General features: G+C 73.6%; 22 protein-coding genes. 8 read left to right on the top strand and 14 right to left on the bottom strand.

What is annotated here, in order from left to right:
- Positions 1-30 precede the first annotated feature (30 nt).
- Together ACFCZ1_RS11305 and ACFCZ1_RS11300 are read right to left on the bottom strand one after the other, a co-directional pair.
- Positions 31-2451, bottom strand: a complete 2421-nt coding sequence (locus ACFCZ1_RS11305; protein WP_376678128.1) for a serine/threonine-protein kinase — start codon at positions 2449-2451, stop codon at positions 31-33.
- Positions 2452-2699: 248 nt separating this feature from the next.
- Positions 2700-3500 (bottom strand): VOC family protein, encoded by an 801-nt coding sequence (locus tag ACFCZ1_RS11300; RefSeq protein WP_376678127.1) that lies wholly within the window; start codon positions 3498-3500, stop codon positions 2700-2702.
- 308 nt (positions 3501-3808) lie between these two features.
- On the opposite strand from ACFCZ1_RS11300, the gene ACFCZ1_RS11295 reads away from it, so the two are divergent.
- On the top strand, positions 3809-4456 hold the full coding sequence (locus tag ACFCZ1_RS11295) for a TetR family transcriptional regulator (protein ID WP_376678126.1): 648 nt from the start codon (positions 3809-3811) through the stop codon (positions 4454-4456).
- Positions 4457-4510: 54 nt separating this feature from the next.
- On the opposite strand, the gene ACFCZ1_RS11290 is transcribed toward ACFCZ1_RS11295, so the two are convergent.
- Together ACFCZ1_RS11290 and ACFCZ1_RS11285 are read right to left on the bottom strand one after the other, a co-directional pair.
- Positions 4511-5002 carry a nitroreductase family deazaflavin-dependent oxidoreductase gene (locus ACFCZ1_RS11290; RefSeq protein WP_376678125.1) on the bottom strand — a complete coding sequence of 164 codons (492 nt, stop codon included), beginning with the start codon at positions 5000-5002 and terminating at the stop codon, positions 4511-4513.
- Positions 5002-6237, bottom strand: a complete 1236-nt coding sequence (locus tag ACFCZ1_RS11285) for an acyl-CoA dehydrogenase family protein (protein ID WP_376678124.1) — start codon at positions 6235-6237, stop codon at positions 5002-5004. The genes ACFCZ1_RS11290 and ACFCZ1_RS11285 overlap by 1 nt, the downstream gene beginning before the upstream one ends.
- 162 nt (positions 6238-6399) lie before the next feature.
- On the opposite strand from ACFCZ1_RS11285, the gene ACFCZ1_RS11280 reads away from it, so the two are divergent.
- Positions 6400-7629, top strand: coding sequence for an acetyl-CoA acetyltransferase (locus ACFCZ1_RS11280; protein WP_376678123.1), 1230 nt, complete (start codon positions 6400-6402; stop codon positions 7627-7629).
- A gap of 104 nt (positions 7630-7733) precedes the next feature.
- Here the strand turns inward: ACFCZ1_RS11280 and ACFCZ1_RS11275 are convergent, their stop codons facing one another.
- Together ACFCZ1_RS11275 and ACFCZ1_RS11270 are read right to left on the bottom strand one after the other, a co-directional pair.
- Complete coding sequence (locus tag ACFCZ1_RS11275; RefSeq protein WP_376678122.1) at positions 7734-8036, bottom strand: hypothetical protein; 303 nt, start codon at positions 8034-8036, stop codon at positions 7734-7736.
- Positions 8033-8278, bottom strand: a complete 246-nt coding sequence (locus ACFCZ1_RS11270; RefSeq protein WP_376678121.1) for a hypothetical protein — start codon at positions 8276-8278, stop codon at positions 8033-8035. Before ACFCZ1_RS11270 ends, ACFCZ1_RS11275 begins: the two co-directional genes overlap by 4 nt.
- A 221-nt stretch (positions 8279-8499) precedes the next feature.
- On the opposite strand from ACFCZ1_RS11270, the gene ACFCZ1_RS11265 reads away from it, so the two are divergent.
- Positions 8500-9174 carry a pyridoxal 5'-phosphate synthase gene (locus ACFCZ1_RS11265; protein WP_376678120.1) on the top strand — a complete coding sequence of 225 codons (675 nt, stop codon included), beginning with the start codon at positions 8500-8502 and terminating at the stop codon, positions 9172-9174.
- A 206-nt stretch (positions 9175-9380) separates the two neighbouring features.
- Here ACFCZ1_RS11265 and ACFCZ1_RS11260 read toward each other — a convergent pair whose 3' ends face one another.
- Together ACFCZ1_RS11260 and ACFCZ1_RS11255 are read right to left on the bottom strand one after the other, a co-directional pair.
- On the bottom strand, positions 9381-9809 hold the full coding sequence (locus ACFCZ1_RS11260; protein ID WP_376678119.1) for a Zn-ribbon domain-containing OB-fold protein: 429 nt from the start codon (positions 9807-9809) through the stop codon (positions 9381-9383).
- On the bottom strand, positions 9806-10258 hold the full coding sequence (locus ACFCZ1_RS11255) for a DoxX family protein (RefSeq protein ID WP_376678118.1): 453 nt from the start codon (positions 10256-10258) through the stop codon (positions 9806-9808). The genes ACFCZ1_RS11260 and ACFCZ1_RS11255 overlap by 4 nt, the downstream gene beginning before the upstream one ends.
- 212 nt (positions 10259-10470) lie before the next feature.
- Here ACFCZ1_RS11255 and ACFCZ1_RS11250 point away from each other — a divergent pair, with 212 nt between their 5' ends.
- From ACFCZ1_RS11250 to ACFCZ1_RS11240, 3 genes are all read left to right on the top strand, one after another.
- Positions 10471-11622 (top strand): flavin-containing monooxygenase, encoded by a 1152-nt coding sequence (locus ACFCZ1_RS11250; protein WP_376678117.1) that lies wholly within the window; start codon positions 10471-10473, stop codon positions 11620-11622.
- Between the two features lie 166 nt (positions 11623-11788).
- Positions 11789-14023, top strand: coding sequence for an acetate--CoA ligase family protein (locus tag ACFCZ1_RS11245; protein WP_376678116.1), 2235 nt, complete (start codon positions 11789-11791; stop codon positions 14021-14023).
- Between the two features lie 222 nt (positions 14024-14245).
- A complete protein-coding gene (locus ACFCZ1_RS11240; protein WP_376678115.1) occupies positions 14246-15049 on the top strand; it encodes an enoyl-CoA hydratase/isomerase family protein in 804 nt (267 codons plus the stop codon).
- Between the two features lie 38 nt (positions 15050-15087).
- Here ACFCZ1_RS11240 and ACFCZ1_RS11235 read toward each other — a convergent pair whose 3' ends face one another.
- The 3 genes from ACFCZ1_RS11235 to ACFCZ1_RS11225 form a co-directional block, all read right to left on the bottom strand.
- Positions 15088-15882 carry a VOC family protein gene (locus ACFCZ1_RS11235; RefSeq protein WP_376678114.1) on the bottom strand — a complete coding sequence of 265 codons (795 nt, stop codon included), beginning with the start codon at positions 15880-15882 and terminating at the stop codon, positions 15088-15090.
- Between the two features lie 274 nt (positions 15883-16156).
- Positions 16157-16897 (bottom strand): hypothetical protein, encoded by a 741-nt coding sequence (locus ACFCZ1_RS11230; protein WP_376678113.1) that lies wholly within the window; start codon positions 16895-16897, stop codon positions 16157-16159.
- Positions 16898-16918: 21 nt separating this feature from the next.
- Positions 16919-17746 carry a hypothetical protein gene (locus ACFCZ1_RS11225; protein WP_376678112.1) on the bottom strand — a complete coding sequence of 276 codons (828 nt, stop codon included), beginning with the start codon at positions 17744-17746 and terminating at the stop codon, positions 16919-16921.
- Positions 17747-18038: 292 nt separating this feature from the next.
- Between ACFCZ1_RS11225 and ACFCZ1_RS11220 the strand changes: the two genes are divergently transcribed.
- Positions 18039-18650 carry a flavin reductase family protein gene (locus tag ACFCZ1_RS11220; RefSeq protein ID WP_376678251.1) on the top strand — a complete coding sequence of 204 codons (612 nt, stop codon included), beginning with the start codon at positions 18039-18041 and terminating at the stop codon, positions 18648-18650.
- 204 nt (positions 18651-18854) lie between these two features.
- Here the strand turns inward: ACFCZ1_RS11220 and ACFCZ1_RS11215 are convergent, their stop codons facing one another.
- Genes ACFCZ1_RS11215 through ACFCZ1_RS11205 form a run of 3 tightly spaced genes read right to left on the bottom strand, consistent with a single transcriptional unit; the run spans position 18855 to position 22047 of the window.
- On the bottom strand, positions 18855-19922 hold the full coding sequence (locus ACFCZ1_RS11215) for a Zn-dependent alcohol dehydrogenase (RefSeq protein WP_376678111.1): 1068 nt from the start codon (positions 19920-19922) through the stop codon (positions 18855-18857).
- Complete coding sequence (locus ACFCZ1_RS11210) at positions 19919-21112, bottom strand: acyl-CoA dehydrogenase family protein (protein WP_376678110.1); 1194 nt, start codon at positions 21110-21112, stop codon at positions 19919-19921. Before ACFCZ1_RS11210 ends, ACFCZ1_RS11215 begins: the two co-directional genes overlap by 4 nt.
- Before the next feature lie 14 nt (positions 21113-21126).
- On the bottom strand, positions 21127-22047 hold the full coding sequence (locus tag ACFCZ1_RS11205) for an SDR family NAD(P)-dependent oxidoreductase (protein ID WP_376678109.1): 921 nt from the start codon (positions 22045-22047) through the stop codon (positions 21127-21129).
- Between the two features lie 108 nt (positions 22048-22155).
- On the opposite strand from ACFCZ1_RS11205, the gene ACFCZ1_RS11200 reads away from it, so the two are divergent.
- The gene (locus tag ACFCZ1_RS11200) at positions 22156-23082 is read left to right on the top strand and encodes a cyclase family protein (protein WP_376678108.1); all 927 of its coding nucleotides are present in this window, start codon (positions 22156-22158) and stop codon (positions 23080-23082) included.
- Positions 23083-23225: the final 143 nt, after the last annotated feature.

The raw sequence follows: 23225 nt of genomic DNA, 5'->3' as shown, positions 1-23225 counted from the left end.
CGGCGGGGCCGCAGCCCCGCCCCGGACAGGTCAGCCGCTCGTACGGGTGCCCGTGCCCTTGGCCGCGTCCAGCGCGTACACGCAGCGGTCCTTGCTGCAGGCGTAGACCACGCCCGCCTCGGCGACCGGGGCACCCGTGATCTCGCCGCCCGTGGCCAGCTTCCAGCGCAGCTGGCCGCCCGCCGCGTCCAGCGTGTACAGGCAGTGGTCGGCCGAGCCGAAGTGCACCCGGCCGTCCGCGACCGCCGGCAGGCCGGTGATCTCGCCGCCCGCCGCGAACCGCCACTTCGGCGTGCCGGTGACCGCGTCGAGCGTGTACAGCGCGCTGCCCGCCCCCAGGTGGACGTTGCCGTTCGCCACCAGCACCGGGTCCGCGGACGAGCGCGCCTCGGTCGCGATCCGCCAGCGGTCCTGCCCGGTGGCCGCGTCCAGCGCGTACACGGTGCCCAGGTAGTCGGCGAGGTAGACCCCGCCGCCCGTGACGGCGGCGCCCGGCGCGAAGGCCGGCGGCGCCAGGAAGACCGCGGGGGCCTCGAAGTGCCAGCGGACCCGCCCCGAGGCCCGGTCCACGGACAGCACCCGGGTGCCGGCCGCGACGTAGACGTTGCCGTCCGGCGCCGGGGTGACCCGCACGGGGACGTTCCCGCAGGAGGCCGCGTCGCCGACGGGGTACGACCAGGACTCGCGGCCGCTGCGTGCGTCGAGCGCGCGCAGCCGGGCGTCCGCCCACACGTACACCGTGCCGTCGTGCAGGACGGGGGCCGCCTCCGGGGTCTCGAAGTCGGTCTGCGCGCCGGTCAGCTCCCACAGCTTCTGGCCGTTGGAGGCCTCCCAGCCCTGTACGCCGCCACCGCGGGTGGCGGTGACGACCGTGCCGCGTTCCGCGCGCAGGGCGTACACCCAGGCGTCGGAGGCCAGCCGCCACCGCTCGGAGCCGTCGGAGGCGTCGAGCGCGTAGAGGGAGGGGCCGTCGGAGGCGTGGATGCGGCCGTCGGCGACGGCCATGGACCAGGCGACGTCCCGGGTCTTGAACTGGCGGCGGCCGCTCGCCACGTCCAGGGCGTGGACCTCGAAGGAGGTGACGTAGAGCAGGTCGCCGGCGACGGTCGGGGTGCCCCAGACCTCGTTGGACATGCGGAAGCGCCACGGGCGCCAGCGGCCGCTGTCCGGGGCCGGGCCGGGACCCGGTACGGACGTCGCGGCGGAGCCGGACGCGGTGGCGGCCGCCGCGCCGCCCGGCGGGCGGACCCAGCCGGTCGCCGAGTCGGCCGAGGCGTGCGCGGCGGGCGCCGCGGCCGTCGCGCGCGGCCCGGGGCCGATCGGCACCGGGGAGCCGCCCAGCCGGACGGGCTCGCCCGAGGGCACCGGGGACATCGGCGGGTGGTGCGGCCGCTGCGGAACGGCCTGGCCGGTGCGCGGGTCCACCCACGCCTCGGCGCCGCGCTGGCGGCGGTGCGTGGCGGCCCCGGAGGCCGGCCCGCGGGACGCGGCGGCGCCGCCCCCGCCGTCCCGGCCGTGGCCGGGCGCGGGCACGGGCACGGCCGCGGCGGGCGTACGGTTGCCCGCCCGCCGGGCCTCGATCATCGCGACGGCCCGCCCGGGCAGCCACGCCGAGGCGGTCCCGCTGTCGTCGCCGCCGTCGAACAGGTGCGGGGCGAGCTGCGCCTGCAGGTCGGCCGGGGTCGGCCGCAGCGTGGCGTCCATCTGCATGCAGGAGTCGATCAGCGGCCGCAGCTCCTCGGGCAGCCCCTCCAGGTTGGGTCCCTCGCGCAGCAGCATGAAGACCGTCTCCACCGGGTTGGCCCCGTGGTACGGCGGATGCCCCGTCGCGGCGAAGACCAGCGTCGATCCGAGCGAGAAGACGTCGCTGGCGCCCTTGACGCTGCGCGAGTCCTTGGCCTGCTCGGGCGACATGTAGGCGGGGGTGCCGACGGCGACGTTCGTCATGGTCAGGCGGGTGTTGGAGACCCCGCTCGCGATGCCGAAGTCGATCACGCGCGGCCCGTCCTCGACGACGAGGACGTTGGACGGCTTCAGGTCGCGGTGGACCAGGCCCGCGCCGTGGATGGACTGCAGCGCCTCGGCGATCCCGGCCGCGAGCCACCGTACGGCCTGGGCGGGCATGGGCCCGCACTCGTTGACGATCTCCTCCAGGGAGGGCGCCGGGACGTAGGCGGTGGCCAGCCACGGCACGGCGGCGCGCGGGTCGGCGTCGACCACGGCCGCGGTGTAGAAGCCGGACACGGCGCGGGCCGCCTCCACCTCGCGGGTGAAGCGGACCCGGAACAGCTGGTCCTCGGCGAGCTCGGTGCGCACCGTCTTGATCGCGACCCGCCGTCCGGACGCGGACCGCGCGAGATAGACCAGCCCCATGCCGCCGGCGCCGAGCCGTCCCAGCACCTCGAAGGGGCCGATCCGTCTCGGGTCGTGCTGCGTCAGCTGCTCCACCACTCGCCTCCACACCTCCCCGTACGGGCCCTCGCCGGGCCCGCTTCCACCAGCACGCGCGCCGGTACGGGGCCCTGGTCGTGCCCCGTGCAGCGTCTCACCCCCGGACGCCGCCCGGGTCGCGCAACCCCGATTCTGTCAGGCCCGCGCCCGGACCGGCCCCGGCACGGCGGACGCCGGGTGCTGTCGTCTATGTCACGCCCGGGCCGGGCGCCGGCGGGACGTGGCCCGGGTGCCGCTCCGGAGGTGGCTCAGGTGCGGTCCGCCGGCTCGGCGCGGGGTGGCGACAGCAGCCCGAAGACCGCCCCCTGATCGTCGGAGACGACCGCGATCCTCCCGTACGGGGTGTCGAAGGGATCGGCCGTGACCCGGCCGCCGAGCCGCTGCACCACGGCAACCGACCGGTCGCAGTCCGGGACGGCGAAGTACGCGAGGAAGTGGGCCGGCATGATCTCCGGGAAGGCGTCGGTGATCAGGCTGCGGCCCATGACGGCGGTGCCGGTGCCGGGCGCGCTGCCGGGCGGGGACCAGACGCGGTACTCCACGCCCGCGTCGTCCTGGTCCTGCGGGACGTAGCCGAAGACCTTCGCGTAGAAGACGTCCACGGCGTCACGGGCGCGCGTGTAGACCTCGGTCCAGCAGTACGTGTACGGCTCCTGCTGGGCCTCGAAGCCGTGGTGGGTGCCGGGCTGCCACAGACCGAAGACGGCCCCGCCGGGGTCGGCGGCCATGGCGGCGGTCCCGTACGGGCCGACCGGCATCGGGTCCATCACCATCTGGCCGCCGGCGGCGCGGATGCGCTGGGCGCAGGCGTAGGCGTCGCGGGTGTACAGGTAGATCCCCCATACGGTGGGCATGCGGCCGTCGGGCTTGGGGGCGAGGGCGGCGACGTTGCGGCCGCGGCTGTACGCCTGCGTGTAGTGGCCGTACTCGGCACCCGCACCCTCGGAGAAGGTCCACCCGAAGAGCTCGCCGTAGAAGCGCTTGCCCGCCTCGACGTCCGGGAGGGAGGCGTCCACCCAGCAGGGTGCGCCTTCCGCGAATGCGGCCATGGGCCCGGTTCCTTCCGTTGTGCGGGGGTGTGTACCCTCTCACCCCTCCCAGCCATGATCCGCCCGAAAACTTGTCCACAGCCTGTTGATAAGACTATTCGGGGGAAACGCTGAGGAACGGGGCGACACGCCCGGACCGGGCCCCGCGGCCGGGCTTCGGCCTGGCTTCGGACGGATCGCGGCCGGATCGCGGCCGGATTTCGCCGCAGCGGCCCCACGAGACCGGCTTCCGCCCAGGCCAGGGGCCCGGTAACCCCATTTGCAGGCGGCCGAATAGCGCGCCCATCACCCCTCGGTAAGCTGACGGCATGACAGGACAAGTACGCACCGTCGACGGGCGTGTCGCCGGCCGGCGCGGCCAGGCGACGCGGCAGAAGCTGCTCGACTGCCTCGGCGAGATGCTCAGCTCCTCGCCGTACCGCGACGTCAAGGTGATCGACGTCGCACGCAAGGCCGGCACCTCCCCCGCGACCTTCTACCAGTACTTCCCGGACGTCGAAGGCGCCGTCCTGGAGATCGCCGAGCAAATGGCCACCGAGGGTGCCCAGTTGACGGCGCTGGTCGAGGGCCGGAACTGGGTCGGCAAGGCCGGCTGGGCCGCCGCCGAGGAACTCGTCGAGGGTTTCCTGGAGTTCTGGCGGCGCAACGACGCGATCCTGCGGGTCGTCGACCTCGGCGCGGCCGAGGGCGACAAGCGCTTCTACAAGATCCGCATGAAGATCCTGAACTCGGTCACCAACTCCCTCACGGAGTCGGTGAAGGAGCTCCAGTCCAAGGGCAAGGTCGACAAGGACATCAGCCCGGCGGCGATGGCCGGTTCGCTGGTCGCGATGCTGGCCGCGGTCGCCTCGCACCAGAAGGGCTTCCAGACCTGGGGTGTCAAGCAGGCCGAGCTCAAGCCGAACCTGGCGCTGCTCGTCCACCTCGGCATCACGGGCAAGAAGCCCACCAGGTAGCGGCGGGCCCCTTCCAGGGTCCGCCGCCCGGGCAGTGCTTCCGTTCCCCTGCGATCAGCGACGCTCCAGGCGGAACAGCCGGATCTCGCGCTCGATGCGCGCCTGGTACGTCGCGTACGGCGGCCAGAACCTCAGCACGGCCTGCCACGCCGCTGCGCGCTCCTCACCTGCCAGCAGCCGGGCCCGTACGGCGATGTCCCGGCCCTCCCAGTTCACGGACGCGTCCGGGTGCCTGAGCAGGTTCCCGGTCCACGCCGGGTGCCCGGGCCGCCCGAAGTTGGACCCGATCAGCAGCCAGCTCGCCCCGTCGCCCTCGGGCATGCAGGCGAGCGGAGTGATGCGGGGTTCGCCGGTCTTGGCGCCCTTGGCGGTGAGGATCACGCCCGGCAGCATCTGGGCGCTGAGCAGGACCTTGCCGCGGGTCAGTTTGTGCACCGCCTTGTCCATGGCGGGGATGAAGTGCGGTGCGATCTTGGCGAACAGCACGGTCGAGGAGACCTTCTGCATCAGCCGGACGCCGGGCGCCACCCGGTCCGCGCGGGCCATCAGACGGCCGCCTTCACATGTGCGGCCGGGATCGCGAACAGGCCCGCGCGGTCGGCGGCGTGCGCCCGCAGCCGGTGGACCGGGCCGAACAGCAGCTCGTCGGCCGCCGCCCGCTTGAAGTAGAGGTGCGCGTCGTGCTCCCAGGTGAAGCCGATGCCCCCGTGCAGCTGGATCGCCTCGCCCGCGGTCACCCGCAGGGCCTCCAGGGCCTGGGCGAGGGCGAGGCCGCCCTGCCGCGGGTCCCAGGCGGCGTAGTAGGCCGCCGAGCGGGCCGCCTGCACCTGTACGTAGAGGTCGGCGAGGCGGTGCTTGACCGCCTGGAAGGAGCCGATCGCCCGGCCGAACTGTTCGCGCTGCCGGACGTACTCCACGGTGCGGTCGAGTGCCCGGGCGGCCGCGCCGACCGCCTCGGCGGCGAGCACGGCGCAGGCGGTGGCGCCGGTGGCGGCGAGGGCGCCCAGCACGTCGGTGCCGGCGGCCGGTCCGGCGGCCGCCCCGGCACCCGCCCCGGCACCCGCCCCGCCGAGCAGTTCGGCCGGGGAGTCCCTCAGCTCGATCCGGGCCTGGGGGCGGGTCTCGTCCAAGGTGGCCTGCCTCTGCCGGACGAGGCCGGGCGCGTCCTCCCGCACGAGGAACAGCAGCGTACGGCTGCGCGCGAAACCGCCCGTGTGCGCGGCGACCAGCAGCAGCGAGGCGCTGTGCCCGTCGAGCACCTGGGCGGCCTCCCCGTACAGCCGCCAGCCGTCGCCGTCCGCGTCGGGGCGGGCCTGGACCCCGCCCGCGCGGCCGCCGCCGGACCACGGGCCGGCGGTGTTGTCGCCGGTCAGCCCGAGGGCGGTGGCCAGTGCCGGGCCGGGAACGGCGAGGGCGGCGGTCAGCCCGCCGGAGGCCAGCGGCGGGAGCAGCGCCGAGCGCTGGGCGGCGGTGCCGAGGGCGGTGATCAGCGGCACGCAGAGCGCGGCGGTGGCGAACAGCGGCGAGGGCAGCAGCGCCCGCCCGGTCTCCTCGCAGGCCAGGGCCAGGTCGGCGGGCGCGCATCCGACGCCCCCGTACTCCTCCGCGACGGCGAGGCCCGGCAGTCCGAGCCGCTGGGAGAGCTGCTGCCACAGCTCGCGGTCGTGTCCGGCGGCGGTGCGGACGGCGGCTTTGACCTCGTCCGGGCCGCAGCGTCTGCCCAGGATCTCGCGCAGGGTACGGCGCATCTCGTCCTGCTCCGCGGTGAAGGCGGCATCCATCGGCGGGCTCCTCCTGGGCGCACCTCCCAGCGGCGGCCGGGAGGTATCTGACGGGCCGTCATGTTAGGGCGGGCGGAAGCAGATGCACAGGGGGCGGGAGCAACGGGCACCCATCCCGTCGCGGGCTAGCTTCTGACGGTGCGTCAGATGTACCGTCCCCTCATGCCTGGACTCACACCCGGACCCCTTTCCGGACCCGCACCCGGACCCGTATCCGGTCGTGCGCCCCGCCCGCGCCGGAGGGTCGCGGTGGTCGGCGTCTCGCTCTCGGACTGCGGCCGGGTGGACGGACCCACCCCGTACGCCCTGCACGCACAGGCCGCCCGCCGCGCCCTGGCCGACTCGGGCCTCGACCGCTCCGTCGTCGACGGCTTCGCCTCGGCCGGCCTCGGCACGCTCGCGCCGGCCGAGGTCGCCGAGTACCTGGGCCTGCGCCCCACTTGGGTCGACTCCACCTCGGTGGGCGGCTCCACCTGGGAGGTCATGGCCGCCCACGCGGCGGACGCGATCGCCGCGGGGCACGCCAACGCGGTCCTGCTGGTCTACGGATCCACGGCCCGCGCGGACATCAAGGCCCGGCGGCGGACCTCGAACCTCTCGTTCGGGGCGCGGGGACCGCTGCAGTTCGAGGTCCCGTACGGCCACACGCTGATCTCCAAGTACGCGATGGCCGCCCGCCGCCACATGCACGAGTACGGGACGACCCTGGAGCAGCTCGCGTCGGTGGCCGTGCAGGCCCGCGCGAACGCGGCCACGAACCCGGACGCGATGTTCCGCGACCCGATCACGGTGGACGAGGTCCTGTCCGGCGAGATGATCGCCGACCCGTTCACGAAACTGCACTGCTGCATCCGCTCGGACGGCGGCTGCGCGGTGCTGCTGGCAGCGGAGGACTACGTACCGGACACGGCGAAGGCCCCGGTCTGGATCCTGGGGGCGGGGACCTCGGTGTCCCACACCGCCATGTCCCAGTGGCAGGACTTCACGGTGTCCCCGGCGGCGGTCTCGGGCCGGATCGCCTTCGAGCGGGCGGGCCTGACCCCGGCGGACGTGGATGTGGCGGAGGTCTACGACGCCTTCACGTACATGACCCTGGTGACCCTGGAGGACCTCGGCTTCTGCGCGAAGGGCGAGGGCGGGGCCTTCGTGGAGAAGGGCCGCCTGCTGCGCGAGGGGGAACTCCCGGTCAACACGGACGGCGGCGGCCTCTCGGCCTGCCACCCGGGCATGCGGGGCCTGTTCCTGCTGGTCGAGGCGGTCCGCCAGCTCCGCGGCGAGGCCGGCCCGGGCCAGGTCGCCAAGCCCGGCGGCCGGCTCCCGGAGATAGCCCTGGCCTCGGGCACGGGCGGCTGGTTCTGCTCGTCGGGCACGGTGCTCCTGGGACGGGGGTGAGGGGGCCTCCGCTCGTGCGCCGGGCAGGGGCGGGCTCGAATACCCTGGCTTGCAGAAGGCCCCCGCCGCTTCGATCGGCAGGGGCCTTCGTCATGCGGCGGACGTCAGCCGTCGGCGCTGGTGTCGTCCGGAACCACCGAGACGATGGCGGCGGCCGGCGGACGGGGATCGGGCACGAGCACGTACGTCACGGACAGTGCGGGCATCGTTGCCCGCTGCTCGATCCGAGTCGTCCAGACCTGGACACCGCCGGGCCTGACCTGTACGAGGCGCCCCAGGCGCGGTGTCGCCGAGAGCTCCTTGCGCAGCTCCTCGACTGCGGTCGAAGCCTCATCCCCCAGATCGGCGACACGTTTGGCGGCGGCGTGGGTGATTTCCACGACCACCGGCTCCCCCTGATCGCTCAACGGGCCTCGTCCTTCAGGGACTGCACAAGCGCGATCCCCTCGGCGAGGGCGTCCTCGAACCCCGGGTCGCAGCGCGTCAGTACGTGACCTCGGTAGGCGGCGATAATCTCGGACACCTCACTCAGGTCGGTGTAGTCGACGCGCTCCAGAGTCGCGGCGAGCTCGGCCTCCATGCCCGCCAGATCGCCGGGGAACCCGAGACCGGCTGCGAGGGCTGCGCGGACCTCTCCGAGCGTGCGCATGGGCGGCGGGGCGGGTGGGGCAACGGGGGAAAGTGGGTGAGTCGTCATGGACGCGGACACCAATCGGTCTGGGGCAAGGACAGGGCCCTCACCCGGTGTGCAAACGACGCTACTCCTCGGCCCGGGGTGATGGTGCGGCTCATTCGAATGTGCCGACGTCGCCGCTTCACGCTGTGCACGGTCGGCCCGTTTGGCCCGCCTCGTGGTGTTCCATAGGCGGAATGACCGGTGAGACCAGCAGTGACGAGTTCCGCGAGACCCTGCACTCCCTGCGGGTGTGGGACGGCCCGCTTCCCGGCTTCGATGCCGGACAGGCGCCCGAGGAGCCGTTGGCGCTGTTCCGGGAGTGGTTCACGCACGCCGCGAAGGCGGGGCAGGCCGAGCCGCACACCATGAGCCTGGCGACCGTGGACGGCGAGGGGCGGCCCGACGTGCGGACCCTGATGCTGCACGACGCCGACGCGCGGGGCTGGCACTTCGCCTCGCACGCCACCAGCGCCAAGGGCAGGCAGCTGGCCGGGCGGCCGGATGCCGCGCTCGGGTTCTACTGGCCGGCCGTGGCCCGGCAGGTGCGGATCCGGGGGCGGGTGACCGCCTGCGGGCCCGAGGAGAGCCGGGCCGACCTGGCCGTGCGGTCGCGCGGGGCGCTGGCCGCCGCGCTCACGGGCCGCCAGAGCGAGGTCCTCGGCTCCGCCGAAGAACTGGCGCGGGTCTCGGCGGCCGCCTGGGAGCGGGCGGCGGCCGAGCCGGACGCCCCGGCCCCGACCTGGACGCGGTACGTGCTCGACCCCGTGGAGGTCGAGTTCTTCCAGGGCGACGCCGCCCGCCGCCACGTCCGGCTGCGCTACCGCCGCGCCGCCGACGGCTCCTGGCTGCGCGAACTGCTCTGGCCCTGACCCCGCCCGGGTGAGCGCGGACATCCGCCGCCGCGGTCCCGGCCGGTCTCCGGACCCCGGGAGCCCCTGGCGGACCGGCAGCGACCGCTTCGGCCGGTCGCGGCCGCCGCCCGGGGCGGAGCGCGGCCCCCGGCGGGCCTTGCGGGGCCGCCGCCCCCGGGGTCAGGCCGCCGGCCGGGTCAGGCCCCCGGGGTCAGGCCGCCGGGTCAGGCCGCCGGGCGGAAGACCGCCACCCACACCCCGTCCGCCGCCTCGCGGAAGGTGACCGCGAGCGGCATGCCGATGCGCAGGTCCGCCGCCTCGCAGCCGACGACCTCCGTCATCATCCGCGGGCCCTCGGCCAGGTCGACGACCGCCGCCGTGTACGGAACGCGCGCGCCGAACGGCGGGAGGTCGTTGCGGTGGATCACCGACCAGGTGTAGAGGGTCGCGCGGCCGCCCGCCGCCTCCCACGTCACCCGGTCCTCGCCCGCCCAGCAGAACGGGCAGAACTCCCGCGGGTAGTGGTGCGCCCGCCCGCAGTCCGCGCAGCGGCGCAGCAGGAGCCGGCCCTCGGCCGCCGCGTCCCAGTAGGGGCGGGTGAACTCGTCCGCCTCGGGGAGGTCGTACCGTACGGCGCTCACGGGTGCGTTCACCGGAAGAGTCCGATCGCCGCGTCGAGGGACCAGGTCTGCCAGGCCATCGCGAAGAGCGCGACGAGCGAGATGAGCGCCATCATGGCGTTCTGGCCCTGCTCGGCCCAGTCGTGGATCATCAGGACGAGGTAGAGCAGGTTCAGCAGCAGCCCGCCGACCAGCGCGACCGGGGTCAGGAAGCCGAACACCAGGCCCAGCCCGAGGGCGAGTTCCGCGTAGACGACGAGGTACGCCATCACCTTCGGCCGCGGCCCCACGACCAGCTCGAAGCCGCCCTTGACGAAGGTCCAGCGGTGCTTGCCCGCGACGTCGGCGGCCCAGGCGATGCCGGTGCCGCGCTCGAACCAGCCCTTCTTGTCCTTGTGCCGCCAGCTCTCCAGCCACCACAGGCCGAGGCCTATCCGCAGTACGGCGAGCCACTCGGCCCCACTGAGCCAGATGGTCTGCATCCCACCCTCACCCACCCAATCGATCTGACGGTACGTCAGTTCAGCGGATCGGAGGCGATCACGCAAGGGCCCGGCCCGGGTCGGGCGTCCGGCGCCGCGTCACGCCGGGGTCCGTGACCGATCCGCAATCGATTCCCTCCTTGTCCGAGACCCATCAACCCAGCGTGGCGATACGATCACACCTCATGCCAGGAGTCCCCACAGCACCCGACATGACCACCCAGCCCCGCCCCGTGTACGTCATCGGCGGCGGTCCCGGCGGCCTCGCCGCCGCCGCCGCGCTGCGCGCCCGCGGGGTCCGCGCGGTGGTCGTCGAGAAGTCCGACGAGGTCGGCGCCTCCTGGCGGCGCCACTACGACCGCCTCCACCTGCACACCACGCGCCGGCTCTCGGCCCTGCCGGGCCTGGCCATGCCGCGCCGCTTCGGCCGGTGGGTCGCGCGCGACAACGTGGTGCGGTACCTGGAGAAGTACGCGGAGTTCCACGAGCTGGAGATCGTCACCGGCGTCGAGGTGACCCGGATCGAGCCCGGGGCGGACGGCGGCTGGACCCTGCACGCCAGCGGCGGGCGGGTGCTCAGCGCCGGGGCCGTGGTCGTCGCCACCGGGTTCAACCACACGCCCGCGCTGCCCGACTGGCCGGGACGGGACACGTACACCGGGCGGCTGCTGCACGCCGCCGACTACCGCAACCCCCAGCCCTACGCCGGCCAGGACGTGCTCGTCGTCGGCGTCGGCAACACCGGCGCCGAGATAGCCGTCGACCTCACCGAGGGCGGTGCCGCCCGGGTGCGGCTCGCCGTGCGCACCGCACCGCACATCGTGCGCCGCTCCACCGCCGGCTGGCCGGCCCAGCGCACGGGGATCCTCGTACGCAGACTGCCCGTGCGGCTCGTGGACCGGCTGTGCGTGCCCGTCGCCAAGGCCTCCGTCCCCGACCTGTCGGCATACGGGCTCCCGCGCCCCGGCCCCGGCCTGTACAGCAGGGTCAGGGAAGGGGCGATCCCGGTCCAGGACGTCGGCCTGATCGACGCGGTCCGCGCCGGGCGGGTCGAGCCGGTCGCGGCCGTCGACGCCTTCGACGGCGCCGAGGTCGTGCTCGCGGACGGCTCGCGCATCACCCCGGACGCGGTGGTGGCGGCGACCGGATACCGCCGTGCGCTGGAGGGCCTGGTGGGCCACCTCGACGGCGTACTCGACGAGCGCGGGCGGCCCCGCGCGCACGGCGCCGACAGCCCCGCGCAGGCCCCCGGCCTGTACTTCACCGGCTTCACGAACCCCATCAGCGGGATGCTGCGGGAGCTGGCCCTGGACGCCGGGAAGATCGCCCGGGCCGTACAGCGGCACCTGCGCGCCACGGCCTGAACGGCACTCTGGACCCGATCGCGGGAGATCTGCCACCGTTTTACACATCACCTCCACCAGCTTTCCTGCGCAGCCCTGTTCCTGACGTCACGTCAGTTAAGTAATCTGACTACACGTCAGTTATTGAGGTTCCATCGAGGTTCATCGAGCAGGAGCGGGCGGAACGATGCTTGGATCTACTCACGGCACCCTCACCACCGACTTCCGCGCACGTGTCGAGGCCTGCGGGGAGTCCCCCAGGACGGCCGTCCATTCGACCGCGGCCCCGACCGCCGAGGACGCGGTCCCCGTGGACGTCAGCGGACGGCCCCTGCACTCCGACGTCCCCGACCTGGACCGGTTCTTCCGGCCCGAATCGGTCGCCGTCGTCGGCGCCTCCGACGCCGAGGGCAGACCGAACACCGGCATCACCCGCCAGCTCATCGCCTGGGCGCAGCGCGTCGGCGCCCGGATCCACCCCGTGCACCCGACCCGCGGGAGCGTCTTCGGGCTGCCCTGCGCGCCCTCGGTCGCGGCGCTGCCCGAGCAGGTGGACCTCGCCGTCCTGCTCGTCGCCGACCCGCTCCCCGTGATCGAGGAACTCGCCGAGACCAAGGTGAAGTTCGCCGTGGCCTTCGCCTCCGGTTTCGCCGAGACCGGCGACGCGGGCGCCGCCGCCCAGGCCCGGCTCGCGGCGGCCGTCGGCCGCTCCGGCCTGCGTCTGCTGGGCCCCAACACGAACCTCAACGCCTTCGAGGAGTTCCGCGACGACCTCGACGGGCCGGCCATCGCCCTCATCACCCAGTCCGGGCACCAGGGGCGGCCCGTCTACACCCTCCAGGAGCTGGGCATCCGCCTCTCCCACTGGGCGCCGACCGGCAACGAGGCCGACCTGGAGACCTCCGACTTCATCTCCTACTTCGCCGAGCAGCCCGAGGTCGGGGCCATCGCCTGCTACGTCGAAGGCCTCAAGGACGGCCGGTCCTTCCTGCTCGCCGCCGACCGGGCGGCCCGCAACGGGGTCCCGGTGGTCGCCGTCAAAGTCGGCCGCACCGAGACCGGGGCCAGGACGGCCGCCTCCCACACCGGGAAGCTGACCGGCGCGGACACCGTCGTGGACGCCGCCATGCGCCAGTTCGGCGTGATCCGGGTCGACGGCCTGGACGAACTCCAGGACACGGCCGCGCTGCTCGCCCGGGCCCGCAAGCCCCGGGCGGACGGCGTCGTGGTCTACTCCATCTCCGGCGGCACCGGTGCCCACTTCTCCGACCTGGCCTCCGAGGCGGGCCTGACCCTGCCCACCCTCTCCCGGGCCAAGCAGGACGAGCTCCACCAGTGGATCCCGGAGTACCTGAACGTCGCCAATCCCGTCGACAACGGCGGCCACCCCGTCGGCGACTGGCGCGGCCGCAAGATCATCGACGCGATCCTCGCCGACCCGTCCGTCGGCGTGCTGATCTGCCCGATCACCGGCCCCTTCCCGCCGATGAGCGACAGGCTCGCCCAGGACCTGGTGGACGCCGCCGAGGCCACGGACAAGCTCGTCTGCGTGATCTGGGGCTCCCCGGTCGGCACCGAGGAGGCCTACCGGACCACCCTGCTCGGCTCCTCCCGCGTGGCCACCTTCCGCACCTTCGGCAACTGCATCACCGCGGTACGCGCCTACATCGGCCACCACCGCTTCACCGCGGCGTACCGTTCCCCCTTCGACGATGCCCCCCGCACGCCCTCCCCCTCGTACCGCAAGGCGCAGGCCCTGATGCGCCCGGGCCAGCAGCTCAGCGAGCACGCGGCGAAGCAGCTGCTGCGGGCGTACGGGATACGGGTCCCCCGCGAGCAGCTGGTGACCAGCGCGGCGGCGGCCGTCCGCGCGGCCGGTCTCGTCGGCTACCCGGTCGTCATGAAGGCCTCGGGCCCCCAGCTCGGCCACAAGACCGAGCTGGGCCTGGTCAAGATCGGCCTGACCTCCGCCAGCCAGATCCGCGACGCGTACCGCGAGCTCACCGACATAGCGCGTTACGAGGGCGTCCCGCTGGACGGCATCCTGGTCTGCCAAATGGTCGAGCGGGGCGTCGAGATGGTCGTCGGCGTCACCCAGGACGACCTCTTCGGTCCCACGGTCACCGTCGGCCTCGGCGGGGTCCTTGTGGAGGTCCTGCACGACGCGGCGGTCCGCGTGCCGCCGTTCGGTGAGGACCAGGCCCGCCGGATGCTCACGGAACTGCGCGGGCACGGGCTGCTGGAGGGGGTACGGGGAGCGCCGCCGGCCGACGTCGACGCCCTGGTGGAGGTCATCCTGCGGATCCAGCGGATGGCGCTGGAACTGGGCGGCCAACTCTCCGAGCTGGACATCAATCCCCTGATGGTCCTCCCCCGCGGGCAGGGCGCGGTGGCCCTGGACGCCCTCGCCATCTGCCGCTGACCCTGCGCGGCCCTGCCGGGGCCGCGCCCGGACCCCGCGTCCCACATGCCGGCCGGGCGGGGCGCCTGCCCGGCCGGCATGTGGGACGGAGAACGGCATCGCCGCGTTCCGGCCCCGTCGGCGTGTGAGGCGCGGGGCCGGTGGCCGGGGGCCGGCCCCCGGCAGCGGTGCCGCGCCCGGCCCACGGCTTCGCCCACCCACCCCCGAACGGGAGTTCAATCCATGACGGACGAGATCCTCCACCGCCTGGACAACGGCGTCTCCTGGATCACCCTGAACCGGCCAGACGCCATGAACGCCGTCACCTGGGACCAGCGCGAGCGCGTCATCGCGCTGCTCGCCGACGCCTCCGCCGATCCCGGCGTCCGCGCCGTCGTCATCACCGCCACCGGCAGGGGCTTCTGCGCGGGCGCCGATCTCCGGGGCGGCCCCGCCGCCGGGGACCGCGCCGCCGGGGACCGCGTCGTCGGCGACGTCGCCCGCATGATCCGCCTCGGCGCGCAGCGCCTGATCACCGCGGTCCTCGACTGCGAGAAGCCCGTCGTCGCCGCCGTCAACGGCACGGCCGCCGGTATCGGCGCCCACCTCGCGCTCGCCTGCGACCTCGTCATCGCCGCCGAACCGGCCCGCTTCATCGAGGTGTTCGTCCGCCGCGGCCTGGTGCCCGACGGCGGCGGGGCGTACCTGCTGCCCCGCCTGGTCGGCCCGCAGAAGGCGAAGGAGCTGATGTTCTTCGGCGACGCCGTCCCGGCGGTCGAGGCCGAGCGCCTCGGCCTGGTCAACAAGGTGGTCCCGGCCGAGGAGCTGGAGGCCACCGCCCGCGCGTGGGCCGAGCGCCTCGCCCAGGGCCCCACCCGGGCCCTCGCCATGACGAAGCAGCTGGTCAACGCCTCCCTGGACAGTGACCGGGCGGCCGCACTGGCCGCCGAGGCCACCGCCCAGGAGCTCAACATGACCACGGCCGACGCGGGCGAGGGCGTCGCCGGCTTCGTGGAGCGCCGCACGCCCACGTTCCTCGGCCGCTGAGCGCGCCCCGGCGGGCCGGCCGAGCGCGCTCCGGCCGGCTACATCTGCGGGTTGGGCTTGAGCAGCGCGAACACGGCGCCCGCCGGGTCCGAGGCCCACGCGATGCGGCCGACGTCCGGCACGTCCGCCGCGGGCATGAGCACCGCACCGCCGTTGCCCTCGACCGCCGAGACGGTGGCGTCCACGTCGGACACGTGGAAGTACGGCACCCAGCGCGGCACCATGGCCGACCCGCCGCCCGCACCCTCGCCCTGCGGCGCGATCCCGCCGAAGGACGTCTGCTGCTTGTCGCCCTCGGTGAGGCTCAGCACCCGGTACGTCATCCCGGGCGTCTCCATCTCCTCGTGGCGCCACCCGAACGGCCCGGAGTAGAAGGAGAGGGCGGCGACCGGGTCCGGGACGTGCAGCTCCACCCACACCAGGGAGTTCTCGGCGGAGGTCAGCTCCAGCCCTGCGGTCCTGCCGGGCTGCCAGGAAGCGAACTCGGCTCCCTGCGGGTCGGTGAACTGCGCCAGCCAGCCCTCGCCCATGACGTCCATGGGCTCCATCCGCACCCGCCCGCCGCCGTCCTTGACGGCCTGGGCGGTGGCCTGGATGTCGGGGCTCATGAAGTGGACCATCCACGCGGACGCCGCCCCCTCGTCGGTGAGCGGACCCAGCGCGGCGACGGTCTTCCCGTCCAGCTGGAAGAAGCCGTACCCGCCCGCCTCGGGCCCGGCGGAGACGAAGCTCCAGCCGAACACTGCGCCGTAGAAGCGGGCGGCGGCGTCGGTGTCGGGACTGCCGAGGTCGAGCCAGTTGGGTGATCCGGTACGGAAGCCGGTGCCGAGCATGGTTCCTCCTGCGGGTGGGGCGGACGACGACCCGGGCCACGATGCCGACCGTCCCCCGCCGCCCGCCGGTACTCCCCGCAGCGGGGCGGTGGATTCACCCGTTGGGGGGAACCGCCGGGGGACGGTCCGCGCCCGCGCAGCACCCTTCGGGTCGGGGCCGAGCACGCCAGCAGTTCGATCCGGCCGAACCGGGCTACGGCCTCGCGAAGGCCGGCGTGCTCGGCCCCGGCTGAGGCCCGCCGCGCGGGGATCGCGGAGCGGCTCCCCGCTGCCGTCAGATTCCCACGCGGTCCAGGGCCGGCAGGAACTGGTCGTAGAAGCCCACCTTGACCTGGAGCGACCGCTCCTCGGACTCCCTGAAGGCCGCGGCCGCCCCCTCGCCCCCGCTCAGCAGGAACTCCCTCAGCCGGGTCGCCAGCCGGTCGGGGTGGGCGGTGGACAGCATGCCCCCGGCCGCGAGCGTGCGCGTCTTGGCGTCGTGGACGTGGTGCGGGTGGTAGAAGCGTGAGAGGTTCTCGCCGTCCCGCACCAGCAGGGGTTCCATCCGCTCCCACAGCCGCCCGTACTCGACGGACACCAGGATCTCGCCCCAGAACCGCAGGACCGTCAACAGCCGCAGGTCGGCGTCGTCATGGGTGCCCGCTTCGGCGATCAGGTCGAAGGTGTCGCCGATCGCCTTCCTCGTCGCCGCCGTCGGCCTCGTGTGGACGAGATCCGTCCGGGAGACGCCGAGCCGGTACATGTCCCGGGTCATGTCCTCGCGGTGCGAGGGCGTGTTCCCGCGCCGGTCCGGGTACTCCTCGCGCAGGATGACCCGGGCGATCCGCAGCCCCACCTCGTCACGCAGGAGATCGATCGCCAGGTCGTAGGCCGGGGTGAAGGCGAGCGAGAGGAAGCGCCGCTGGAGCAGGACCGCGGCGAAGTCCTCGTCCGGAAGCAGGGCGATGTTCCCCAGGACCGGGTGCTGCTCGTACCGCTCGATCAGTTCGTCCTCGAACCTGTCCAGTTCCCGCACGACCGTAACCTCTCTTCCGCATCACTGATTGGTGCTCTCGATCGACCTGTGCCAGTCCCTGAGGTCCACATCGCTGCCGATGCCCCACAACGTGTTCAGCTCGTTCTGGACCTCGCGGCCCATCACGGTGTCGCACCCTTGGATCTCGGTCTGGGTGGACTCGATCGCGAGGCGGCGGTGCAGGAACGAGCTGACCAGGTAGCGCTCATCGGCCTTGTACACGGCGATCGACGGCAGCGAGTTGTAGACCTTCACCCGCAGCTTGCCCCGGAGCTCCGGGGGAAGCTGGCCGTGGATCACTCCGAGGACGCGCAGGCTCGCGTCCACGTCCACCATCCCGGCGCTCGGTTCGCTGCCCAGCGCCTCGTCGCGCAGCCCCGCCACGGGGGACGACGGATGCAGCAGCAGGATGTTCACCTCGACCTGCCGGTCCTTGACGGCCTGCGCCAGCTCGTCCTTGAAGCTGGTGAGGTTGGGTATCCAGGTCTGGAGAATGGCGACCTCGCGCCGGGCGGACCGGACGAGCCCGATGAACGCCTGCTCCGGGAACGACTCGTGCACCTGGACCACGCCGAGGTAGTGCCGGCTGCGGAGGTCGCCCGTCAGGCCGTCGACGGTGAGCCCGGAAATCTGCCGGTGGATGCTGTCGAGCACCTTCAGGCGGTCGAACTCCATCAGGAGGAACAGGGTGACCGTGCTCAGGATGAGCAGCGTGATCTTCGGCAGTGTGCCGCCGGGGGCCATCTTGTCGAGCCAGCCGAGGAGATCGGCGACCAGGACCGCGATGCCCGCAGCCGCCATCGCACCCAGTGAGATCCGCTCGGCCCGGTAGCGAAAACCGTTCCCCATGCCCACCCCAGCCCCCGACGTCGCTGTCGTTGGCGATGACTGTACACAGCCACTGTCGCAGACATGAAACACAGTCATGTCGGCTTCGCCACAGGCGAGTTGATCATCGGAAACGGCGGTTCCCGTGCACCGGCGACGCAGGAGCCGCACGTCCCTCCACCCGGGCCGCCGTCCGCCCGGACCGGGCTCCGGGCGCTCCACGCTCCCGGCGGCCTCCCGGATCGCGACCCCGCCCCCCTTCCCATCTGACGAACCGTCAGCTTCAATCATCAATGTGATGGGACATGCAGGGATGGCGGCCACCGTCGTCCGTTACCTCAGATCGGTCGGCGCCCCCACCTCCGCCGCGGCGGGTCCGGAGCCCGTGGAAGTCCTGCCGCGCCCCGACCTGCGGGCCGTCGGCGAGGACGAGCGCGCGCCGGTGTCGTCCGCCGAATTCCGCGCCGTGCTGGGCAACTTCGCCAGCGGGGTCACCGTCATCACCGCGCCGCCCGGCGCGCACGAGGAGGGACCGGCCGGCTTCGCCTGCCAGTCCTTCGCCTCGCTGTCCCTCGACCCGCCCCTGGTCACGTTCATGGTGGCCCGTACGTCGACCACCTGGCCGCGGATCGCCCGCGCCGGGGTGTTCTGCGTCAACATCCTGGGCGCCGAGCAGGGCGAACTGTGCCGGTCCTTCGCCGTCAGCGGCGCGGACAAGTTCGCCGGGGTGGCCCACGCCCCGGCCCCGGTCACCGGGTCCCCGCAGCTCGACGCCGTACCCGCCTGGATCGACTGCCGGATCCACGCCGTGCACACCGGCGGGGACCATCTGATCGTCGTGGGCCGCGTCGTGGCCATGGGCGCGGCGGGCGAGGGCGAGCCGCTCCTCTTCCACAAGGGCCGCTTCGGCCGCTTCAGCGACTGACCCGGCAGCCGGACCGCCCCGGCCGCCCCGGCCAGCCCGGCGCCCCGACGCCCCGGCGCCCCGACCGACCCGGCAGCCGGGACCGCTCCCACCCGGGACCGAGGACCGTGACGGCCGCCCGGCCCCTGGTGAGGCGGCGTTCCCTCCCCGCCCGGCCGCGGTGAAACCGGCGGGGTCCACAACGTCACGGCCCCCGGCACGGGACTAGAACGTGAGCACCCCGCGCGCCACCCGCCCGTGGTGGGCGTCGTCGGCCGCCTTCGCGAAGTCCTCGACCGGGTAGACCTCCGTCACCAGCTCGTCCAGCAGCAGCCGGCCCTGCCGGTAGAGCTCGGCGTACAGCGCGATGTCGCGCTGCGGGCGGGAGGATCCGTACCGGCAGCCCATGATCGTCTTGTCGAGGTACATCGACGAGACGAGGAAGGAGGCCTCCTCCTTGAAACCGGGCACGCCGAGCAGGACGGCCTGCCCGTGCCGGTCGAGGAGGTCGATCGCCTGGCGGATCAGCTTCACGCTGCCCACGCACTCGAAGGCGTGGTCGGCGCCGGTCGGCAGGATCTCCCGGACCGCCGCGCCCGTGTCCCCCGCCGTCGACGCGTCGATGAAGTGCGTGGCACCGAACTGCCGGGCCACCGCCTCCTTCGCCGGGTTCGCGTCCACCGCCACGATCGTCGTCGCACCCGCGATCCGGGCGCCCTGGAGCACGTTCAGCCCGATGCCGCCGGTGCCGATGACGACCACCGACTCGCCTCGGTCGACCTTCGCCCGGTTCAGCACCGCCCCCACTCCCGTCAGCACCCCGCAGCCGATCAGGGCCGCCGAGGTCAGCGGGACCTCGGCGGGGATCTTCACCGCCTGGACGGCCCTGACGATCGTCCGCTCCGCGAAAGCGGAGTTGGAGGCGAACTGGAACAGCGGTTTCCCACCCCGCGAGAACGGCTGGCCCGGCATCCCGATCGCCTTGCGGCACATCGTCGGCCGGCCCCGGTCGCAGTCCGCGCACGCACCGCAGTTGGCGAGGGTGGACAGCGCCACGTGATCGCCGGGCGCCACGTGCGCGACCCCCGCGCCCACGGCTTCGACCACCCCCGCCCCCTCGTGCCCGAGCACCACCGGCGGCGGGAACGGAATCGTCCCGTCGATCACCGACAGGTCGCTGTGGCACAGCCCGGCCGCCGCTATCGCGACCAGCACCTCCCCCGGTCCCGGATCACGGATCTCCAGGTCGTCGACCACCTGGGCCTGCTTGCCGTCGAACACGACGCCTCTCACCTGGACTCCTTAGGCAGGCCGAGCACGCGCTCGGCGATGATGTTCCGCTGGATCTCGTCCGAGCCGCCGTAGATGGTGTCGGCACGGGTGAACAGGAAGAGCCGCTGCCCCTCGTCGAGTCCGAGTTCGTACGGGAGCCCGGGCGCCCAGTGCGCCGGTCCGGCCGAGGCCTCCGCGCCGCGGACCTCCACCGCCAGCTCGCCGAGCCGCCGGTGCCAGCCGGCCCACAGCAGCTTCGCCACGCTCGGGGCGCCCGGGTCGTCCGCGGCGCCGAGGGTGCGCAGCGCGTTCCACCGCATTGCGCGCAGCTCGGCCCACTGGCGCACGAGGCGCTCCCGCACGGCCGGATCCGGAGCACCCGATGCCGCGTACGCCGCCAGCACGCGCTCCAGCTCGGCCGCGAAGCCGATCTGCTGGACCAGGGTGGACACCCCCCGCTCCAGGGCGAGCAGCCCCATGGCCACGCTCCAGCCGTCGCCCTGCGCGCCGACGGCCTCCGCCGCCACCGCCCCGTCGAAGAACACCTCGTTGAACTCCGAGGTCCCCGACATCTGCCGGATCGGCCGGACCTCGATCCGGCCCGGCTGGTCCATCCGTACGAGCAGGAACGACAGCCCCCGGTGCCGCCGGGACCCGGGCTCGGTGCGGGCCAGGACGAAGCACCAGTCGGCGTCCGCGGCCAGGGAGGTCCAGATCTTCTGGCCGGTCACCCGCAACAGTCCGTCGGAGCGGTCCCGTACGGCGGAGGTACGGATCGCCGCGAGGTCGGAGCCGGCGCCCGGCTCGCTGTAGCCCTGGCACCACAGTTCCTCGCCGCGCGCGATGCCGGGCAGGAAGCGGCTCTGCTGCTCCGGGGTGCCGTGGGCGATGAGGGTCGGCGCGAGGAGGTTCTCCCCGATGTGACCGACCCGGGCGGGCGCGCGCAGCGCCGCGTACTCCTCGGCCCACACCACTTGGCCGGTCAGGGAGAGCCGCCGGTTCCCGTACCCCTGGGCCTCCCAGCCCTGCCCGATCCAGCCGCCGCGGCCCAGCTCGCGCTCCCACGCGCGCCGGACGTCGACCCCCTCGTGCTCGCTGCCCGGGCCGCCGAGGCCGAGGGCGTGCGCGTACGGGCCCACGAGGTGCTCCGTCAGCCACGCCCGGGCGCGCCCGCGCAGCTCCTCGTCCTCGGCCCCGAAGCTGAAGTCCACGCTGCTGCGCCCCTCTACGCGTTCGGGCGGTCCTTGGCGGCCGCCGCCTTGGCCATGGCCTCCAGCTGCACGAGCATCGGCATCGGGTCGGTGCCCACCGTCCCGGGCAGGAAGTCGGCGATCTTCTCCGGGGTCCACGAGCCCTCGGCGTAGCCGGCGCGCAGCTCGCGCGGCTGGGCCCAGACGGCGATCTTCGGGCCGGCGATCGTGTAGACCTGCCCGGTGATCTTCTCGCCCCCGGCGGCCACGGCCCTGTCGCTGAGCAGGTAGGTCACGAGCGCGGCGACGTCCTCGGGCTCGCCGATCTCCTTGAGCTCCATGGGGACGTTGGCGGACATGCGGGTACGGGCGATCGGGGCGACGGCGTTGGACGTGACCCCGTACTTGGCCAGGCCCAGAGCGGCGGACCGGACGAGGGAGATGATCCCGCCCTTGGCGGCGCTGTAGTTGGCCTGCGCCACCGAGCCCTGGTGGTTGCCGCTGGTGAAACCGATCAGGGTGCCCGAACCCTGCCTGCGCATGACGGCGGAGGCGGCGCGGAAGACGGTGAAGGTGCCCTTGAGGTGGGTGGCGACCACCGGGTCCCACTCCTCCTCGGACATGTTGAAGAGCATCCGCTCGCGCAGGATGCCGGCCACGCAGACGACGCCGTCGATGCGCCCGTACCGGGCCAGCGCGGTGTCCACGATCCGCTGTCCGCCCGCCATGCTCGAGATGTCGTCGGCGACCGCGACGGCCTCCCCGCCCGCGGCGAGGATCTCCTTCACCACTGCCTCGGCGATCTCGCTGGTGGGTTCTCCGCCCTCGATGCCGACGCCGTAGTCGTTGACGACGACCTTGGCGCCCTCGGCGGCCGCGGCGAGTGCCACGGCCCGCCCGATGCCCCGGCCGGCGCCGGTGACGGCGACGACCTTGCCTGCCAAGAAGTTCCCCACGTCCGGCCCCTTCCCGCGTTTTCTGACGGTCCGTTAGATTCTATGGGCACCTCGATGCGCGAGCACAAGCCCTCGTTGCCGTTTCCACGCAAGGAGCTGTTGAGGCCCATGTCACTGCCCGCCGAGTTCCACGACATCGCCAAGCGCGTCAACAACTGGGGGCGCTGGGGCGCCGAGGACGAGATCGGCACCCTGAACCTGGTCACCGACGAGGTCGTCCGGGCCGCCGCCGCCGAGGTGCGCAGCGGTCGCCGCATTCCGCTCGCCCTCCCCCTCAAGGAGGACGGGGTGCAGGCCGGCCTGATCCCCGGCCGGATCAACCCGCTGCACACGATGGTGCAGATCAACCAGGAGATCTTCGGCCCGGGCACGGTGGCGTGCAGCGACGACGCCGTGACCATGGGCCTCCAGGCGGGCACCCACTGGGACGCCCTCACGCACGTCTCGCACTCGGGGAAGATCTACAACGGCCGTCCGGCCTCGTCGATCACGCCGCACACCCGCGCCCGGTACAGCGGCATAGACAAGGCGGGGCACATCGTCTCGCGCGGTGTCCTGCTGGACGTGGCGCGCGCCAAGGGACTGGACCGGCTTCCCGGCGGGCACGCGGTGACCCCGGAAGACCTCTGCGAAGCGGAGGAGTTCGGCGGGGTCACGGTCCGCGCCGGCGACATCGTGCTGGTCCGCACCGGCCAGATCCAGGTCTACCTGGCGGGCGACAAACACGGCTACGGCTTCCCGTCGCCCGGCCTGTCCGTCCGTACGCCGCAGTGGTTCCACGCCCGGGACGTGGCGGCGGTCGCGAACGACACGCTCACCTTCGAGATCTTCCCGCCGGAGCTGGAGAACCTGTGGCTGCCGGTCCACGCCCTGGACCTCGTCGAGATGGGCATGCACCAGGGCCAGAACTGGAATCTCGAAAAGTTGTCCACAGCCTGTGCAGAAGAGAACCGGTACTCGTTCTTCCTCTCCGCCATGCCGGAACCCTTCGTCGGCGCGACCGGCACCCCGGTGGCCCCGGTCGCCGTCCTCTGACCCGCTCCCGGCGGCGCGGACCCGTGTCCGCCCGGCGGTCTCGGGCATGCGGCGCCGGGGGGCGCCGCCCCGGGGGGGCGGGGGGTGGCGGGGGGGGGGGGGGGGGGGCGGGGGGGGGCCGGGGGGGGCGGGGGCCCGGGGAG

Origin of the sequence: Streptomyces sp. NPDC056224 (assembly GCF_042267665.1) — a bacterium.
Taxonomy (GTDB): Bacteria; Actinomycetota; Actinomycetes; order Streptomycetales; family Streptomycetaceae; genus Streptomyces.
This window is presented reverse-complemented; position numbering and strand designations above follow the sequence as displayed.